Below are 17423 nucleotides of genomic sequence, written 5' to 3' on the forward strand. Positions count from 1 at the left end.
TCCTGACAAACTTTTTCTATTCTAAAGCAGCTGCACCGCCGACAATTTCCGTAATTTCCTGCGTGATGGATGCCTGACGGGCACGGTTGTATGACAGTTCAAGATCGGCGATAATCTCTTTTGCATTGTCTGTCGCATTTCTCATCGCCGTCATTCTCGCAGCATGTTCGCTCGCTTTGCTGTCAAGAAGCGCGCCAAAAATCAAGCTTTCCGCATACTGGGGAAGGAGCACTTCCAGAATCTCTTCTTCATCCGGTTCAAACTCAAATGACGTCTTTTTCTTGTTAGGCGCAATATCTGTCAAAGGCAGCAGCTTTTTCTCCGTTACCTCCTGGGAAATCGCGCTGACAAAATGGTTGTAGAACAGATACAGTTCATCAAAGGTTTCGTCAATATACATTTGCACCGTGCTGTTCGCCAAATCTTTGATTTCTGAAAACGTCACTTCGTCCCTGATCCCCGTCATTTCAGAAATGACAGGAATTCCGCGCTTTTTAAAGAAATCGCGCCCCATTCTTCCGACCGCGATGACCGCATACTCATCTTTGGATTGATGGCGTTCCTGAATCCTTTGATACGCTTTGCGGAGTACGTTTGCATTGAACGCCCCCGCCAAGCCGCGGTCAGCTGTGATGACAAGGTACCCGGTCCGCTTCACTGGGCGGCTTGACATCATCGGGTGTTTGCCGGTGTATCCGACTGCGATATCGGCAACGACTTCCTGCATTTTTTCCATATAAGGAACAAACGATTTCGCTTTGTTTTCAGCCCGGTTCAGCTTTGAAGCAGAAACCATTTCCTGGGCTTTCGTAATTTGACTCATTTTTTTATTTGAAGCAATCCTGGATTTAATATCCCGTAATGAGGCCAAAAGGTTTCACCACCTTTTTGTTTTCAAATTCCTTCGCATTGACGTGAAAAAGAGAGAAAAAGATAGCCTTTTTCTCACTTTTTATTGTTTAGTTGCTTGGCGCGAACGTACGTTTAAAGCCTTCGATTGCACCCTTCATGTCCTCATCGGCAGGAAGGTTTCCTGTCTGGGCGATTGAATCGAGCAGATCTTTATGATTTTGGTCAAGATACATAAAGAGCTCTTCTTCAAAACGTTTGATATCCTCAACAGGCACATCATCAAGGAAGCCTCTTGTCAGAGCATAGAGAATCGCAACCTGCTTTTCAACGCGAAGCGGTTTGTGCAGATCCTGTTTAAGTACTTCAACCGTACGGGCACCGCGATTCAGCTTCGCCTGTGTCGCTTTATCCAAATCTGAGCCGAATTGTGCGAATGCTTCAAGCTCACGGTATGATGCCAAATCAAGGCGCAGCGTACCGGCAACTTTCTTCATCGCTTTGATTTGCGCGGACCCGCCGACACGGGATACAGACAATCCCGGGTTGACCGCAGGACGCACGCCAGAGAAGAACAAATCAGACTGCAGGAAGATTTGTCCGTCAGTGATCGAAATGACGTTTGTCGGAATGTACGCCGAAATGTCGCCTGCTTGCGTTTCAACGAACGGAAGTGCCGTTAAAGATCCTCCGCCTTTGGCGTCGCTCAATTTTGCAGCGCGTTCAAGCAAACGGGAGTGAAGATAGAATACATCCCCAGGGAATGCTTCACGACCAGGAGGACGGCGAAGAAGCAAGGACAGTTCACGATATGCGGTAGCCTGTTTTGAAAGGTCGTCATACACAACCAGCACGTGCTTGCCGTTGTACATGAATTCCTCTCCCATCGCAACCCCTGCATACGGCGCGAGGTACAATAGAGGGGCAGGCTGTGAAGCGGAAGCCGTCACAACGATCGTATAGTCAAGGGCGCCGTGTTTGCGAAGCGTTTCGACAACGCCGCGGACTGTCGATTCTTTCTGACCGATCGCGACATAGATACAAATCATATCCTGGTCTTTCTGATTCAGAATTGTATCGATCGCAATCGACGTTTTACCCGTTTGACGGTCACCGATAATCAGCTCACGCTGGCCGCGGCCGATCGGAATTAAAGCATCGATTGATTTGATCCCCGTTTGAAGCGGCTCGTGTACGGATTTACGATCCATAACTCCAGGAGCCGGGCTTTCGATCGGACGGGTTTTGCTTGTGAGAACCGGGCCCATTCCGTCAACAGGCTGGCCGAGCGGGTTGACAACGCGGCCGAGCAGCTCTTCGCCGACAGGGACTTCCATGATCCGGCCGGTTCTTTTAACTTCGTCACCTTCACGGATGTCTTTGTAAGGTCCCAAAATAACGATACCTACATTTGATTCTTCAAGGTTCTGAGCTAAGCCCAGCACACCGTTTGAAAATTCGACAAGCTCACCTGCCATACAGTTATCAAGGCCGTGTACGCGTGCGATACCGTCACCGACCTGAATTACCGTACCTACGTCGTGAACTTCTATTTCAGACTGATAGTTTTCAATTTGCTGTTTTATGAGAGTGCTAATTTCTTCAGCTTTGATGCTCACTTAGGTTTCACCCCTTCTTTCGATTTTCGCCTGCTAATTGACGTTCTATCCGGTCAAGCTTTCCTCTTACACTGCCGTCATAAATGCGGTTCCCGATGCGGATTTTCACACCGCCGATCAGATCCGGATTCACTTCGTTTCTGACGCGCAGTGAAGCGGCGCCTGCTTCTTTTGCAAACACTTGAGAAAAAGAGGAAATTTCCTCTTCGCTGAGCGGTTTTACAGAGTATACGATCGCATCTTCCGTCCCGCGGAACCGGTTCGCCATTTTGACATATTCGTCCGCGAGATCCGGGACGATTGACGTGCGGCTGCGGTCAACGAGAAGATAAAGCGTATGTAAGACTGCAGTCGAAACGGATCCGAACGAGTCTTTTAAAATCTGCTTTTTCTTTTCAGCGGGCACTTTAGGATGACCCAGAACGGCATTGAGGTCTTTATGCTCAATAAATATCTTCTTAACGACGGTCAGCTCTTCTTCTATTTCATTGACCAGCTTGGATTCAAGGGCAATGTCAAACAGAGCGGCTGCGTAGCGTTTGGAGACAGCTGATTGGCTCATCGGCTTTCTCCTACTTCTTTAAGATAGTCTTGGATCAATTTTTCCTGGGCTTGTTCGTCCAGCTCTTTTTCGATTACTTTAGAAGCGATCATCACAGACAATGATGCAACCTGCTCGCGCAGCGCGGTGACAGCCTGGTCTCTTTCTTTGACGATCTCGCTTCTGGCTGATTCTTTCATGCGTTCTGCTTCCTGGCGCGCAGCCTTGATGATTTCATCCTTTTGCTGTTCACCCAGTTTTTTCGCGTTTTCAATCAGAGACTGGGATTCTTCGCGTGCTTCTTTCAAAAGCGCCTGCTGCTCCTCAATGAGCTTCTTCGCTTCTTCATTCTTTTTCTCGGCAGAGGAGATCTCTCCGGTAATGTAGTCTTCACGCTCTTTCATTATATTTAATAGCGGCCCTAAAGCGTATTTCTTCAAGAGCGCTAACAAAATCAGCATGGCAACAAGCTGGAACAGCATTGTTCCGGCGTTAAACCCTACTCCTGCACCCATAACCTGTGGTAAAAAAGACATCGAATACGGCAACTCCCTTCTTGCAGATTATCTCTCCGAGGCCATCGAAAAATGTTCTCCCTCTTTTTTCAGGAGGGTGATTCTTCCGGCCGTTATGACAGTTCAAGCAACCATAAAGCAATGGCGAAGGCCTCTTGCAGTGATCTTCGCCATTTACCAGTTTTATATTCGCTTTTAGCTGAAGAACGCTAAGAACGCGATAACAACAGCGATAATCGGAAGGGCCTCAACCAATGCTACCCCGATGAACATAAGGGTTCTCAATTCTTTTCCAGCCTCAGGCTGACGAGCGATTCCTTCTACTGTACGCGATACGATAAGTCCGTTACCAATACCTGCACCAAGTGCACCTAATCCAATTGCGATTGCAGCTGCTATTAAACTCATGAAAAAGTTCCTCCTTTAAATTGTTATCCTTAGCGGATATGTCTTATTTTTAGTGTTCATGACTTACTTTGTGAGACATGTAAACCATTGTTAACATCGTGAAGATGAATGCCTGGATTGTACCTACGAACAAGCTGAACGCCTGCCATACGATCATCGGCACAACCGCTCCAATGGTTCCAACCAGCCCCAGGAAAATGCTTTGAGAATAGAAGTTGGTTGCCAGTCCGGCAAGAAGGCCGAGCAGAATTTCGCCGGCGAAAATATTACCGTAAAGACGCAATCCCAATGTTAATGTGTTCGCAAATTCTTCAATGATTTTGAGCGGCACTAAATATGGAATTGGTCTGAAGAAATCTTTGGTATACTCCCCCAACCCTTTCCTTTTCACTCCGTAGTAATGAGTGAGGCCTACTACCATGACGGCGAGGGTTAAAGTAACCGCCGGATCGGCCGTAGGGGATTTCCACCATAATTCGTGGCCTACTGTTATGGAAAACGGAAGGCCGAGCATGTTGGCAACAAATATGTACATCAGCAGGGTTATGCCAAGGGCGAGAAAGTCTCTGCCGACTTTAAGATCCATTGTGCTGCCGATAATATTGCGAACAAAGTCGACAATCCACTCCATAAAGTTCTGAGCTTTCGTCGGCCGGATCGCGAGTGTTCTTGTGGTCAGCACCGCTATCAGAAAGACGATGATGCTTGTCACAGTAATCATTAGAATGCTAGTTAAATCAAAATTGAGGCCTAAGAAATTAACAATTCTAGATTCGTGATTCAAAGGGTTTTCACCTCTCTTCCATTGATGAACGTTTTAGCTGGATAAAGGAATCTATCATAATGACAGGATAAATTGTCATCAACCCCACAATGACGCCTGCCAAATGAATATATTCAGGGTATTTATAAGCAATGGCCGCCGCGATAATGGCGTTGCACAATCTGGAAGCAGTCCCGAGAGAACGGATCATTTTGCCCTTTGCCACTGCTTTATCGAAGGCCTGCATCCTTTTGGCCAGCAGCCAGAGATTGAAATAGCTGAAAACAGTGCCGGTAATCAGGCCTAAAAAAATTGCCTGATATGGCAGAAATCCATAGCCTAACACGCAGACTGCTAAAATATATAGGACATATTTTTGTTGCCTACGGAATGAAAGACTCGCATCGGTCATCAAATACGCTCCTGATGTGAAAATTTTAAATCTATCTTACGATTACGGTAAACTAGGCGGTCTGACCATTTTACAGAACGTAGTGTTCTGCTCAAGACTTCACACAGTCCGAAAATTCTTGGGCCGGTGATCTGTCTGTCGCCTGCAAATATGGGGTTTTCAAAGGATTTTAACAGAGGACTGGTCATTATGATAACCGCTATGAAAACCTTATCATAATAGCCTATTTTAGCATACAATAGCCCCCCTGAGGTGTCAATCTGTTTAAAGTTAAAAAACTATTCATAATCACAGCAGCTCTCACAAAATGTTCACAAATTCGCCTCATTTAAGACGCACACATGTTTAATTATGGTATAAAACACAAAAAAAGAAAACCCTTTTTCAGGATTTTCTTACATTATTTCGTTCCGAACATGCGGTCTCCGGCGTCGCCCAATCCGGGAACGATATATCCTTTTTCATTTAGTTTTTCATCCAGAGCGGCAATGTAAATGTCAACGTCAGGATGATGCTTCTGCACTTCGTCTACACCTTCCGGGGCAGCGATCAGACACATAAAGCGGATATTTTTTGCGCCGCGTTTTTTCAAGCTGTTCAGCGCCTCTACCGCCGAACCTCCGGTTGCCAGCATCGGATCGACGACGATGAATTCGCGTTCTTCAACATCGGATGGAAGCTTGACATAATACTCAACAGGCTTCAATGTTTCAGGATCACGGTAAAGCCCGACATGTCCGACTTTTGCAGCAGGAATCAGCTTCAAAATTCCGTCTACCATTCCAAGCCCTGCTCTCAGAATCGGAACAACCCCGAGTTTTTTTCCGGCGATGACGTTTGACTTTGCCATTTGCACAGGAGTCTCTACATTCACTTCCTCCAGCGGCAGGTCTCGCGTAATCTCAAATGCCATCAGCGTTGCAACCTCATCAACAAGCTCTCTGAATTCTTTCGTTCCGGTCTTTACGTCCCGGATGTATGTAAGCTTATGCTGTATAAGAGGGTGATCAAACACATATACCTTTCCCATATCCGTCTTCAGCTCCTTTTTTCACACACTTCTATTGATTCTACATAAAAAAACAGCTTGTTTCAACAAAAATCAGGAGACAATTTTATGAAAAAAGCCGCCCCTTTTCGGAGCGGCGCAAATATCTTAGTAATCAAGCCCGGTATACAACGGGAATCTGTTTGTCAGCGCTTCTACACGCTGTTTTGCTTCTTCAAGTTTCGCTTCGTCTTCATGGTTTTTAAGGGCAAGCGCAATGATCGCTCCCACTTCTTCGATCGCTTCCAGATCAAAGCCGCGGCTCGTCACAGCTGCTGTACCGACGCGGATTCCGCTCGTAACGAAAGGTTTTTCAGGATCATAAGGAATCGCGTTTTTGTTGACGGTGATGCCGACTTCATCAAGTACATTTTCAGCCACTTTTCCGGTAATGCCGAGAGAGCGCAGGTCGACCAGCACAAGATGGTTATCCGTTCCGCCGGATACGAGCTCGATACCCTCTTTTTTCAATGTTTCAGCCAAGCGCTTCGCATTGTTGATGACATTTTGGGCATATGTTTTGAATTCGTCCTTTAAAGCTTCGCCAAAGGAAACAGCCTTTGCAGCGATCACGTGCATTAACGGTCCGCCTTGAATTCCAGGGAAGATCGACTTGTCAATTTGTTTCGCAAACTCTTCACGGCAAAGAATCATGCCGCCGCGCGGTCCGCGAAGCGTTTTATGAGTTGTCGTCGTCACAAAGTCAGCGTAAGGAACAGGATTCGGGTGAAGACCTGCTGCTACAAGTCCGGCGATATGCGCCATGTCCACCATCACATAGGCTCCGACTTCATCAGCGATTTCGCGGAACTTTTTAAAATCGATGGTGCGCGGATATGCGCTTGCTCCGGCCACGATCAGCTTAGGCTTATGTTTGAGCGCCTTTTCACGGACATCTTCGTAATCAATATACTGCGTCTCTTTATCAACGCCGTATTCAACGAAGTTGTACTGAACACCGCTGAAGTTGACAGGGCTGCCGTGCGTTAAATGTCCGCCGTGAGCAAGGTTCATTCCCAACACAGTGTCACCGTGCTCCAAAATCGTGAAGTATACCGCCATGTTCGCTTGTGCGCCGGAATGCGGCTGAACGTTGACGTGCTCGGCGCCGAAAATCTGCTTGGCGCGGTCGCGCGCGATATCCTCTGCCACGTCTACATGCTCACAACCGCCGTAGTAGCGTTTACCAGGATATCCTTCCGCATATTTATTAGTTAAAACCGAGCCTTGAGCTTCCATAACCGCTTCGCTTACAAAGTTTTCAGAAGCGATCAGCTCAATCTTCGACTGTTGACGTTTCCGCTCATCTTGAATGGCGCTAAAAACTTGTTCATCTTGCGCAGGTAAATGTTTCATCAGCGAGATCCTCTCCTATCTGTTTCCATTTCGTTAATTATACCATCTCATTGTACACGGTTTTTCATGCAAATGTAAGAGATTATTTTTAAAATTCGTTTTTTATTATTGGAAAAACCGAATATTAAACGAATAGACAAATCATATAGTTCGATATATCATTTGTTTAAAAAATTATTCTAATAAAGAAAAAAGCCTGTCCGGCTCTTCCCCCCGCTTCTTCCGCTACTCCGCTTCATAGACGGCGCGGACGCCTCCAATCAGCTTCGGCCTTGTCCGCGCAAGCGTCACGTGCGCTTCGCCTAGCTGTTTTTGAGAGACGCGGACAGGAACGGCAACAGGCTTTAAATGCATTCCTATAAACGTGTCGCCGATGTCGATCCCCGCATCGGCCTCTATTTGTTCAACAAGAACAGGAGCCTTCATATGTTTATAGGCATATGAAGCCATCGATCCCCCCGCTTTCGGGACAGGAATGGCGAAAACAACGGGAAGACGGTATGCTTTCGCCGTTTCTTCCTCGACAACCAACGCCCTGTTTAAATGTTCGCAGCACTGAAAAGCGAGGGCGATTCCTGTTCTGTCCCTGAGCTCTTCCAGTCCTTTGTAGACCGCTTCAGCGATTTGTTCGCTTCCCGAAGTGCCGATGCGCCTTCCGGCCACCTCGCTTGTGCTGCAGCCGATGACGACGATGTGGCCTTCGCGCAAATTCGCTTGCTGATGAAATTCATCTAATATAGAACGCCATGTCTGTTCAAGATTTTTCATGATTGACGACACCCTTTATTCATGCTTGTCTTCATAATCGGCGATTTTTCCGATGCGGACGGCGTGCCGCCCGGCTGAAAACTCAGTCGTAAGCCAAACCTTTGCAATCTCTCTCGCTAAACCAGGGCCGATGACCCGTTCACCCATCGCAAGAACATTCGTGTCATTGTGCTCTCTTGTCATTTTGGCGCTGAAAACGTCGTGGACAAGGGCGCAGCGGATGCCTTTTACTTTATTGGCGGAAATGCTCATGCCGATTCCTGTTCCGCATATTAAAATGCCTCTGTCGGCTTCCCCGTTCGCCACTTTTTGCGCGACCGGAAACGCATAATCCGGGTAGTCCACAGATCCTGAACCGCATTCGCAGCCGTAATCTTCGTATTCGATGTTCAATTCGTCCATCAATGCCATAATTTCTTTTCTGATATTGATTCCGCCGTGATCTGATGCAATGATTACTTTCATTGGAATGACTCCTCCTCGTTTAATGTGCCGCCAAAAGTCTCGCAGAAACCGTTAAGCCAGCATACAGCCGTTATATACTTCTGATTGATCATGTCTATTGTACCCGCTGCCGCTTGATTTGCAAACGCTCCTTAGCCAGCTTCTATTCCTGAGATTTCTTCGCAAGCATTTCCGCCAATTTTCTCAGCAGCTGCTCCAGCTCATCTCTCGTTCTTTGATAGTCGCTGAGAGAACCGCCGAACGGGTCAATAATGTCCCCGCCATCTCCATTAACATACTCTTTCAGCGTATAGATCTTATCTTGGCTCTTTGAAAATTCATGTACTGCCAGCTGCTTGTGCTGCTCTGTCATCGTCAGAACAAGATCAGCCCATTCCACCTTCTCCTCGGAAAGCTGTGAAGATGTATGATTCAGAGCGATGTTTTTTTCAAAAAGCGCTTCGACAGCATATAAAGAAGCTTTTCCGTTTTCAGGAGCAAACAACCCGGCAGATTTGACGGAGACATCCAGATTTTTTTCGGCAGCCGCAGATTTAAAGAGCGCTTCGGCCATCGGGCTGCGGCACGTATTTCCAGTACAGACAAATAATATGTTCAATCTTGTTCACTCCTTTGTTTCATATTATAAAGGATTCAGACGGAAAATAATAAAATCCGCTCCAGAAATCAAAAAAGAGGGGATCTCCCCCTCTTTTTCTAAGTTCCATTATGTTATGCAAAACAGAAAAAAGATTTTCCCATCTTTCAATTAAATGGGCAGCAAAAGCTTCAGACCGAAGCTCAGCAAGATGGCTCCTCCGAGCGCTTCGCTGTAGGCGCCGAGCCACGTTTGAACCTTTTTTCCAAGCAGAAGGCCCGCCCAAGTTAACACCATGCTGAACAAACCGAACAGAAAGATCGTTAATATCGGTTTCGTTCCGTAGAGGCCGAGGCTGAGACCGACTGAAAAGCTGTCAAGGCTGACGCCGACGGCAAAAACGAACAAGCCGAAGCCGTGCGGAGAGATGATCTGCTCCCCGCTTTTATTAAAAGATGCGACAATCATCTGAATGCCCAGCACCAATAAAAGAGCTCCCCCAATATATCCCGCCAGCGCACCAAGCGCACCCGAAAGAAACTGTCCCGCAATCATTCCGCCAAGCGGCATGATGACATGGAACAATCCAATAATGACGCCGATTTGAAAAACCTGGTTCCTTTTCAGCTTGGCCATTCCCATTCCAAGACCGACTGAAAAGGCATCCATGCCGAGTGCAAAAGCCATCATCGAAAGCGTCAGGATTTCGCCTATTAACACATCAACATTCATGCAATTCCCCCTTGGACACGCCAGCTTTTCTAGCTTATGCACGTCCAAAGGCAGATAGAACACCCCCGCTTAGGCTACGCTTCGATTACGCGGTGGCCGGCCGCTTTCAACAGCCGGTTCATAATCGCCCGGCCCACTCCTTCCTCAGGAAAAGACTCCGCAAAAATAAAATCGAGACGTTCTTCATCAAAGCTGCGGAGAACGTCATACAAACCGGCGGCAACCGTTTCAAGTCGGTCTCTTCTGCCGCAGATGCGGACGGCATCGGCCTGATAGACATCGGCCCGTTCCTCTGTCGTAAGGACACCGACTTTCATCCCGTCTTTCTGATATTGGTCGATCAGCCGTTGAATATCCTCAACTCCCCCGTTCACAATAGCAAGAGGTGCTTCCGGTGCATAATGCGTATATTTCATCCCGGGAGACATAGGCGCCTTTTTTTCGTCGGTGAGGCCCTGGTCAATCAAGACGGGGCCGGCCGCTTCTTCGAGCTGCTCTTTTGTAACGCCGCCCGGCCTCAAAATGACCGGAATTTCACCGGTGCATGAAACAACTGTTGATTCAACCCCTACTCCTGTAGGGCCGCCGTCAACGACACCCGCAATCCGTCCATTCAAATCGTTGACGACATGCTCGGCTTTCGTCGGACTCGGTTTTCCGGACAGATTTGCGCTCGGGGCAGCCACCGGAACGCCGGCCTGTCTAATCAGCTCAAGCGCCACAGGATGATCAGGCATTCTAACCGCGACCGTGTCGAGCCCCGCCGTCACCCTTGTGGATAACACCCCGGGCTTGCACGGCAGCACAAGGGTCAGCGGCCCGGGCCAAAAACGCTTCATCAGCATTTCGGCCTGAGGCGAATCAACTTCCGCAAATTCTGCAAGCTGTTCAATTTCAGCGATGTGGACAATGAGCGGATTGTCGCTCGGCCGCCCTTTCGCTTCGTATATTTTAGCTACTGCTTCGCTGTGTTTGGCGTTTGCACCAAGACCGTAAACAGTCTCTGTCGGAAAAGCAACCGTTTCATTTTGCTGAAGCAGTCTTGCCGCCTGTGCAATTTGTGGACAGTTTGTGGACAAATCGCGTTTTACATCCACAGTCCATACTTTTGTTTTCATTAACATCAAAACTCCCTTAACAAAACACTAAAAACGTTAATAATTCATGTAAATCATGTTGAAAGTATAAAAGATGAAAGAAAAGAAAACAAGCGTTGTCCACATTTTGTGGATAACGCTTTTGAATCCGTGGATATCTCTGTGTATAAGTTAACGGCTAATTTGACGTTTTCTCCATTAAAACCGCTCCGTTTACGTTCAGTGAGTCTGAAACATGCTCGGATTCATCCAGCTCATCAGGAATTGCCGCAGCTTGTTTAAAACCGAGCACTTCAAGGAAATCCATCGATGTTCGCTTATTGGCTACTAAATAAAGGGTTTGGATTCCTCGCTTTTCGCACAATACCTGCATGCTTTGAAACAAGGAAACGATGTGGCCTTGGCTGAGCTTGTCAGACACGACAAGCGAGCGCAGCAGTCCTTTTTTGTTTTCAAATTCCTCCATTCCGAGGCAGGCGACGATTTCATCGGGAGGGTCTTCCATCATGATAAACTGGCTCTTCGCTTCCTCAAGACCCTTATGGCTTGTCCCCGCCTTTTTTAAAAATGCTTCGATCGCATTCATGTCTTTCGTTTCCGCTAACCTCAATTGGTAGAACATCTTTTCACCCCGTTTTTTAACTTCTCTATCCAATCTATGAGGGCGACAGTAAAATATACCTTTTGATTTGGAAGAATGCCGGCTATTCATTTTTCAATTTTGATTAGCAGGAACCAACGCTTTGAATGAGTATGCAAATGAACGCTGTACTGGTGATAAGACAGTTTCTCTTCTGCCGGCAATGTGATTGGCACATCAGAAAGGGGCAAAAGGTGTATATCCGAAAAGCAGTATTTCCCCTGAACCGTTTTGGAAAATTATATCATATTCAAAAGCTTCAATAACCATCATGAAAAAACAAACAGTAAAAAACCGCCCTGCACACGAAAGCAAGGCGGTCCTTTTAAGAAAAAAGCCCGGTAATCCATTCGACAAGAAAAAATTTCACTTCTTTGTCTTCTTTATCTTTATCTATGCCAGATACCGTTTCATCCGCCGCGTCTGTTTTTTCTTCCCGGCGGTCTTCTCCGGCAGCGGTTTGTTCGTCTTCAGGCGACTTTACGGCTTCCCCATTGGAAAAATCAAGAAAGCAAAGTGGCGGAAACAGGACGCACCACCAGTTGGCTCCCTCTCCCTTGCCTAATGTAATTAAAACAGCCTCATATTCTCCGGCCGGATACACCATATTGCCGTATAGCTTTGTCGGAAATGAAACACGATCAAAACGGACAGACACGGATTGCCGAACATTTTCGCGTTTCATGACATCCATGGCAACCTCTTGGATTTCAGGCAGCTTCGACCTGATGACTTGTCTCGCTTCCTCAACCGAGGTCAGGTTTTCCACCCATTTCGTAATTTGTTTATTGACCTCATCCCTGATTTTGCGTTTGACGCTCTGGTCGCTCCCGCTGTCGCTGTTTGCCAAAATCCGCAGCCGAATCGCTTCATCAGGAATCACGGCAGGCTGCCCGCCTGATGATTGGGCAGTCTCTTCCGTCGTGAGATTTGCAAGCGCTCCTATTAATAAAAGAAAAATATACATACAGGCAATGTTTGATTTCTTCATTTTCCCCACCGTTCCTCTCGTTCTTCAACCTTTTCTAGCAATATTATGGTCAAAGATGGAACGGTTTAAACGGCTGCTGAAAAAAATCCTACTAAGCTTGTAATCTCTTCCTAATAAATCTACATATCCAAATGACTCTGCTTGTTTTTTTGCAGGCCGGATAAAAAAATCACCGCGCTGATCGCCAGCAGCAAGCCCCCCAATCCGCCGAACAGCAAAAACGGGAAGACAGCGGCTGCGCTTGCATCAATCGCCCAGCCGATCAAGAATGAAAGAAGCGCTCCTCCCAGACTTGCGGACGAAATGAAAAGACTCGTGATTTCCTCTGTAAAAGGCTTTCCAGCCAACGAGGCAAGAGTGACGGCGCACGGAAAAATGCCGGCTGCCGACAGCCCGATGAAAAATACGAGGAGCAGCTGTGTTTGATGAACCGGAAACCACGCGAGAATCAAAAGCAAAACAGTCAAGGCTCCGGCGCTGAAGATCAGAAAGGCAACGGAAGTTATGCGTCCGCCAAAAATACTTGTCAATAAACGTCCGCATACCATCCCCGTCCAAAAAAACGTGACGCTGATCACGCTGATTTCTTCAGCCCCTTTTTCCAGCATCAGCGCCGGCAAAAAGTTTGCGAAATTGGTCTCGATACCCGCATACACAAAAGCGAATATGAGAAAGAGGAAAATGTTTTTTTCTTTCCTTCCGGTTTCAAATATGGCTGATACAGTCGGTTTTTCCTGATAAGCCATCTGACCGGAAGCAGTGCCGGGGGTTTTTCTGCGCAAATAAACCCCCCACATACACGCGAGCACAAAAACGAAGATAAATAAAGCATACAAGGGGAAATGCCAGGCATATCGTTCCGTAAGGATATAAATAAGAAAAGGAAACAGCAGCGCGCCTAATCCGAAAAAAACCTCTAAAATATTCATCCCTTTCGCATTTTTATCTTGCGCAATCACATACGCCCCCATCGTCGTTTCTAAAGTACCCGCGCCAAAGCCGAGCAAAAATCCCATGATGACAAAAAAGATGAACATATCAAAAAGGAAAACACCTAAAAGCGTAACGAGAATAAGAAGAAGGCCAAACGTCAATACAGCCGTATGAGAGGTGCGTCTGACAAACATCGGCGCAAGCAGGACGCCGTTTAGAAAACCGGTGAATTGGAAAAAGATCAGGAAGGATAGATCATGAAGATCCCGTTGATATTCTTGAATGATGTACGGTGACAGGCTCCCCAGCAGAATATGGATAACCCCTACTAGAAAATAAAACGAACAGCCGAATAGAAATATTTTTTTCATTAGACTCACTCCTTCGTTGCAGACCATAAAACCCTTGCGGCTTGGGTGGCACAGCCGGCAAGGGTCTTTCGCAATGCTAGTTTGCTTGTTTTGAAAGGGACAGCTGCTGACCTTTATTGAAAAATTCATTTAAGTAGAACTGCGTCTTGTATCCATCTTCAAAAGTGGCAAGAGATGCAAAATTGCGATCCCGAATTCCGTTCATCCATTGGATCAGCTGAACTCTGAAGGAATCGGCCCATCCGTAAAATTCATTTTCAGGGTCTGTCAGCCACGTGTCCGGCATTGTTATCATCTGCTCCGTCAATCCGGCCCTCAGCAAAAACTGATTTTTCTGCCGTGAATGATAGTAAAATACGCCGTTTTGGCCGTTGACCTCGATGCTGAAGCCGCACTCATCCGATTTTGTGCATTTTGACGTAATCATATTGACAAACACATGATTTTCAAGCTGGCCGTATACTTCTGAATGATCATCAACATATACCTGTTTTTGTTCTTTTTCTTTGACGACCGTCATCATTTTGACTTTTAAACTGTCCAGTTTAAACGGGCTGTCGAACAAATAGAGTATGAGATCGATTAAATGCACGCCCAAATCTCCTAATGCCCCGCTCGTTTTGTTGCTTTTCGAATGATCGCGCCAAGTATATTTTTTTCTTCTCAAGGCGCTGTTTTTCTTAAAATGGACATTGATGGACAAAATATCTCCAAGTTCATTGCCGGATATCATATCTTTTAGGCGCTTAACGAATGTGAGATGGCGGTAATTGAAGCCCATGATCGGAATATAAGCGGATTGAGACGCCCTGCTTTTCATCTCCTCCGCTTCTTCCATTGAGACAGCCATCGGTTTTTCACACAATACATACTTCCCTGCAGCCATCGCTTCAAGCGCATGTTCTTTATGGCAAAAGTTCGGCGATGAAACGATGACTGCCGTCGACTGATTCAACAGCTCCTGCATACTGGTAAAGGCAGTTCCTCCGTATTCAAACGCACATTTACGAGAGGCAAGCGAGTTGATATCAAAAAACCCGGAAAGCTCGGCACCTTTGACTGTTGAAAGAGCTTTCGCATGGGCTTTTGCAATTCCTCCGGCTCCTATAATTCCGATTTTCATCTAAGGACACTCCTTATCGTTTGATATGGGCTTTTAGCACTTCTAAAATTCCAGCCGTATAGCTGCCTTCTGTCATACGGGAATGGAGCGACTTGGCTTCTGCTGTCGCATTCCCCACCAGATAACCATGTCCGGTTTTTTTTAGCATATCCACATCGTTTCCGCTGTCGCCGAAAGCAAATGAATTCTCCCTCTCTATCGCGAATTTATCCAATATAAAATCCACAATGTACGGTTTGCCTGTCCGCAAGGGGATAAAGTCCACATCATAGCTGTTTTCCGGATCGCCTGCCAAAGGGTTGCAGCGATTGATATTTACTCCTATTCCATGCTCTCTTGCAAGCCGCCTGATGGCTTCAAGCGCCCTCTTATCTGTGCTCTCTTCCAACGATTTATAGTAATAGTTGATTTTATAGCGGGAAAAGCCATGCTGAGTCTGAGGCACAAGCGCAATCTCATATTTTTTAGAGAGAGTCTGCTTGATTTCTTCGACCAGATCATGGGAGAAATTTGATTCTTGCAATCGGGCTTCCCAATCTTTATCAGAGACTTGGCCTTCTTCAGAGAAATAAGTGATTTCAGTGCCAAGGTCACCGGCGACAAAATGCGGAAGATATCGAAAGCCTCCCCGCTTCATTTTTGCAAGAACGGATGACAGGCTGCTCCCGGTCACCCAGCCGAGCAAAATCTTGTGATCAAGATGGTGCGAATGAATAAATGTTTCAAGGTCCATGAGCGCTTTTCTCGATTCATCGGTGATGCTGTGGGCGAAATATGTCTCATCAAAATCGCAAAATACGGCGTACTTCGGCTTGTTTACTTGCTGCAAGGTGTGAAAAGAAAGTGTTTCATGATACGACATCAATTAAGGCCTCCATTACTTTGTCTTGTTCTTCTACGGTGAGCCCCGGATAGAGAGGAAGCTGAAGCATTTGTTTATGCACTGATTCAGTGACCGGCAGTGATGTGTGCCGATAATTGGCTTTTACAAGTGGTGTGTTTTGATGATGGGATAAAATCGGGTAGTATATATCTGTTTGGACATTATGAAATTTAAGCATCATATCTTTGACTTGGTCACGATTTCCGTTTAGTATTTTAATTGTAAACAAATGCCATACATGATCATCGGTCATTTGAGGCAATTTGATCAGACCTCTGTCTTCATACTGCTGCAAATGCGCAATATAACGATCTGCTAAATATAAGCGCTTCAGATTATTTAAAGAAAGATATTTCATCCTTGCCAGTCCAATAGCGGCTTGCAGATTATCAATCTTAGCGTTAAAGCCGTAGTCAGCCGCCTTTTTATTTTTTTGATTCAGTTCAAAGCCGTGATACATATATTCCATGCATGCGGATGCAAATGATGGATCATCCGTCACAATTGCGCCGGCTTTTCCGCAAGTGCCGAGATTTTTATACGGATTGAAGCTTAATATGGAGCAAAGGCTGTTTTTTCCCAGATCGGAAACGCCGATCGCCTGGCAGGCGTCTTCAATAATCGGGATGCCGTATTTATCAGCGGTTTTTGCAATGGCTTCCATGTCAGGCAGCTTTCCATAAAGGTGTACAGGCAAAATGCATTTCGTTTTCAAAGTGACACATGCTTCAATTTCTGAAGGATCCATGCAAAATGTAACAGGGTCAATATCGCAGAAAATCGGAGTGCCTCCAGCTGCGAGCACGGCGTTTTCTGTTGCAGCAAAGCTGTTTGCAGGCATAATGACTTCATCACCTTGTCCAACACCCGCAGCCTTCAGCGCGACAATCATGGCATCGGTTCCGCTGGATGAAGCCATGACATGCTTTTTGCTCAAAAAAGCAGCTATTTCAGCTTCAAATACGCCAACATAAAAACCGCTTGTAAATTGCCCGGTCGGCAGCACGTCTTTCACCGCATGAACCACGTCATCTACTTCTTCTTCTGTGATCAGTCGATGAAGCGGCATAAAGTCAACTCTGGAGGGCGGGGAATCCATTCTGTTCAGCAAATTGGCGGTTATGTCGAATTGATCCTGCTGCAATGTCTCTTTTAATTTTTGATTGGCCAGTGTGTCGTCTATACGGCATTCACCAGCGAGCTTTCCTTCCTTCAAATCATTCAGAAGGACAAATAGCTGTTTGCTCGTGCAAGTCATGTTTTCGTTTGCGGTTTTCATCAATTTCACCCCATTTTTATTATTTTGGGAAATTGTCATATTTCATGACATAT

General features: G+C 46.3%; 20 protein-coding genes. All 20 read right to left on the reverse strand.

Annotation, left to right across the window (positions count from 1 at the left end; translation table 11 throughout):
- Positions 1-16 precede the first annotated feature (16 nt).
- Entirely contained in the window at positions 17-871 is an 855-nt protein-coding gene (gene atpG, locus MKY62_RS19505; protein ID WP_003186008.1) for an ATP synthase F1 subunit gamma, read from the reverse strand.
- A gap of 88 nt (positions 872-959) precedes the next feature.
- Positions 960-2468 (reverse strand): F0F1 ATP synthase subunit alpha, encoded by a 1509-nt coding sequence (gene atpA, locus MKY62_RS19510; protein WP_003186010.1) that lies wholly within the window; start codon positions 2466-2468, stop codon positions 960-962.
- 7 nt (positions 2469-2475) lie between these two features.
- Complete coding sequence (locus MKY62_RS19515; RefSeq protein WP_003186011.1) at positions 2476-3030, reverse strand: F0F1 ATP synthase subunit delta; 555 nt, start codon at positions 3028-3030, stop codon at positions 2476-2478.
- Complete coding sequence (gene atpF, locus MKY62_RS19520) at positions 3027-3545, reverse strand: F0F1 ATP synthase subunit B (RefSeq protein ID WP_003186013.1); 519 nt, start codon at positions 3543-3545, stop codon at positions 3027-3029. The genes MKY62_RS19515 and atpF overlap by 4 nt, the downstream gene beginning before the upstream one ends.
- A gap of 174 nt (positions 3546-3719) precedes the next feature.
- Positions 3720-3932 carry a F0F1 ATP synthase subunit C gene (gene atpE / locus MKY62_RS19525; RefSeq protein ID WP_003186014.1) on the reverse strand — a complete coding sequence of 71 codons (213 nt, stop codon included), beginning with the start codon at positions 3930-3932 and terminating at the stop codon, positions 3720-3722.
- 49 nt (positions 3933-3981) lie between these two features.
- On the reverse strand, positions 3982-4716 hold the full coding sequence (gene atpB, locus MKY62_RS19530) for a F0F1 ATP synthase subunit A (protein WP_003186015.1): 735 nt from the start codon (positions 4714-4716) through the stop codon (positions 3982-3984).
- A 7-nt stretch (positions 4717-4723) separates the two neighbouring features.
- Positions 4724-5107 (reverse strand): ATP synthase subunit I, encoded by a 384-nt coding sequence (locus tag MKY62_RS19535; RefSeq protein WP_003186016.1) that lies wholly within the window; start codon positions 5105-5107, stop codon positions 4724-4726.
- A gap of 400 nt (positions 5108-5507) precedes the next feature.
- Positions 5508-6137 carry a uracil phosphoribosyltransferase gene (upp, locus tag MKY62_RS19540; protein WP_003186017.1) on the reverse strand — a complete coding sequence of 210 codons (630 nt, stop codon included), beginning with the start codon at positions 6135-6137 and terminating at the stop codon, positions 5508-5510.
- Positions 6138-6263: 126 nt separating this feature from the next.
- Positions 6264-7511, reverse strand: coding sequence for a serine hydroxymethyltransferase (gene glyA, locus MKY62_RS19545; protein WP_003186018.1), 1248 nt, complete (start codon positions 7509-7511; stop codon positions 6264-6266).
- A gap of 225 nt (positions 7512-7736) precedes the next feature.
- Positions 7737-8279 carry a TIGR01440 family protein gene (locus MKY62_RS19550; RefSeq protein ID WP_003186019.1) on the reverse strand — a complete coding sequence of 181 codons (543 nt, stop codon included), beginning with the start codon at positions 8277-8279 and terminating at the stop codon, positions 7737-7739.
- 15 nt (positions 8280-8294) lie between these two features.
- Positions 8295-8744, reverse strand: a complete 450-nt coding sequence (gene rpiB, locus MKY62_RS19555; RefSeq protein ID WP_003186021.1) for a ribose 5-phosphate isomerase B — start codon at positions 8742-8744, stop codon at positions 8295-8297.
- Between the two features lie 142 nt (positions 8745-8886).
- Positions 8887-9342: a low molecular weight protein arginine phosphatase gene (locus MKY62_RS19560; RefSeq protein WP_009329759.1), complete on the reverse strand. Its 456-nt coding sequence runs from the start codon at positions 9340-9342 to the stop codon at positions 8887-8889.
- Positions 9343-9492: 150 nt separating this feature from the next.
- On the reverse strand, positions 9493-10053 hold the full coding sequence (locus MKY62_RS19565) for a manganese efflux pump MntP family protein (protein ID WP_003186024.1): 561 nt from the start codon (positions 10051-10053) through the stop codon (positions 9493-9495).
- A 74-nt stretch (positions 10054-10127) separates the two neighbouring features.
- Positions 10128-11171 (reverse strand): L-threonylcarbamoyladenylate synthase, encoded by a 1044-nt coding sequence (locus MKY62_RS19570; protein ID WP_009329761.1) that lies wholly within the window; start codon positions 11169-11171, stop codon positions 10128-10130.
- Between the two features lie 157 nt (positions 11172-11328).
- A complete protein-coding gene (locus MKY62_RS19575; RefSeq protein ID WP_003186027.1) occupies positions 11329-11772 on the reverse strand; it encodes a hypothetical protein in 444 nt (147 codons plus the stop codon).
- Between the two features lie 343 nt (positions 11773-12115).
- Positions 12116-12781: a stage II sporulation protein R gene (gene spoIIR, locus MKY62_RS19580; protein ID WP_003186028.1), complete on the reverse strand. Its 666-nt coding sequence runs from the start codon at positions 12779-12781 to the stop codon at positions 12116-12118.
- A gap of 119 nt (positions 12782-12900) precedes the next feature.
- Positions 12901-14085: an MFS transporter gene (locus tag MKY62_RS19585; RefSeq protein WP_003186030.1), complete on the reverse strand. Its 1185-nt coding sequence runs from the start codon at positions 14083-14085 to the stop codon at positions 12901-12903.
- A 76-nt stretch (positions 14086-14161) separates the two neighbouring features.
- Positions 14162-15208, reverse strand: coding sequence for a Gfo/Idh/MocA family oxidoreductase (locus MKY62_RS19590; RefSeq protein WP_003186031.1), 1047 nt, complete (start codon positions 15206-15208; stop codon positions 14162-14164).
- Positions 15209-15221: 13 nt separating this feature from the next.
- Entirely contained in the window at positions 15222-16070 is an 849-nt protein-coding gene (locus tag MKY62_RS19595; RefSeq protein ID WP_003186034.1) for an HAD-IIB family hydrolase, read from the reverse strand.
- Positions 16057-17370, reverse strand: a complete 1314-nt coding sequence (locus tag MKY62_RS19600) for an aminotransferase class I/II-fold pyridoxal phosphate-dependent enzyme (protein WP_003186036.1) — start codon at positions 17368-17370, stop codon at positions 16057-16059. The genes MKY62_RS19595 and MKY62_RS19600 overlap by 14 nt, the downstream gene beginning before the upstream one ends.
- Positions 17371-17423: the final 53 nt, after the last annotated feature.

Source organism: Bacillus sp. FSL R7-0646, assembly GCF_037969865.1.
GTDB classification, from domain to species: domain Bacteria; phylum Bacillota; class Bacilli; order Bacillales; family Bacillaceae; genus Bacillus; species Bacillus licheniformis.

Coding starts and splice junctions, on each gene's coding strand:
- MKY62_RS19515 (WP_003186011.1), bottom strand. CDS start 3,030: ATGAGCCAATCAGCTGTCTCCAAACGCTACGCAGCCGCTCTGTTTGAC.
- atpF (WP_003186013.1), bottom strand. CDS start 3,545: ATGTCTTTTTTACCACAGGTTATGGGTGCAGGAGTAGGGTTTAACGCC.
- atpE (WP_003186014.1), bottom strand. CDS start 3,932: ATGAGTTTAATAGCAGCTGCAATCGCAATTGGATTAGGTGCACTTGGT.
- MKY62_RS19535 (WP_003186016.1), bottom strand. CDS start 5,107: ATGACCGATGCGAGTCTTTCATTCCGTAGGCAACAAAAATATGTCCTA.
- upp (WP_003186017.1), bottom strand. CDS start 6,137: ATGGGAAAGGTATATGTGTTTGATCACCCTCTTATACAGCATAAGCTT.
- glyA (WP_003186018.1), bottom strand. CDS start 7,511: ATGAAACATTTACCTGCGCAAGATGAACAAGTTTTTAGCGCCATTCAA.
- MKY62_RS19550 (WP_003186019.1), bottom strand. CDS start 8,279: ATGAAAAATCTTGAACAGACATGGCGTTCTATATTAGATGAATTTCAT.
- rpiB (WP_003186021.1), bottom strand. CDS start 8,744: ATGAAAGTAATCATTGCATCAGATCACGGCGGAATCAATATCAGAAAA.
- MKY62_RS19565 (WP_003186024.1), bottom strand. CDS start 10,053: ATGAATGTTGATGTGTTAATAGGCGAAATCCTGACGCTTTCGATGATG.
- MKY62_RS19570 (WP_009329761.1), bottom strand. CDS start 11,171: ATGAAAACAAAAGTATGGACTGTGGATGTAAAACGCGATTTGTCCACA.
- MKY62_RS19575 (WP_003186027.1), bottom strand. CDS start 11,772: ATGTTCTACCAATTGAGGTTAGCGGAAACGAAAGACATGAATGCGATC.
- spoIIR (WP_003186028.1), bottom strand. CDS start 12,781: ATGAAGAAATCAAACATTGCCTGTATGTATATTTTTCTTTTATTAATA.
- MKY62_RS19585 (WP_003186030.1), bottom strand. CDS start 14,085: ATGAAAAAAATATTTCTATTCGGCTGTTCGTTTTATTTTCTAGTAGGG.
- MKY62_RS19590 (WP_003186031.1), bottom strand. CDS start 15,208: ATGAAAATCGGAATTATAGGAGCCGGAGGAATTGCAAAAGCCCATGCG.
- MKY62_RS19595 (WP_003186034.1), bottom strand. CDS start 16,070: ATGTCGTATCATGAAACACTTTCTTTTCACACCTTGCAGCAAGTAAAC.
- MKY62_RS19600 (WP_003186036.1), bottom strand. CDS start 17,370: ATGAAAACCGCAAACGAAAACATGACTTGCACGAGCAAACAGCTATTT.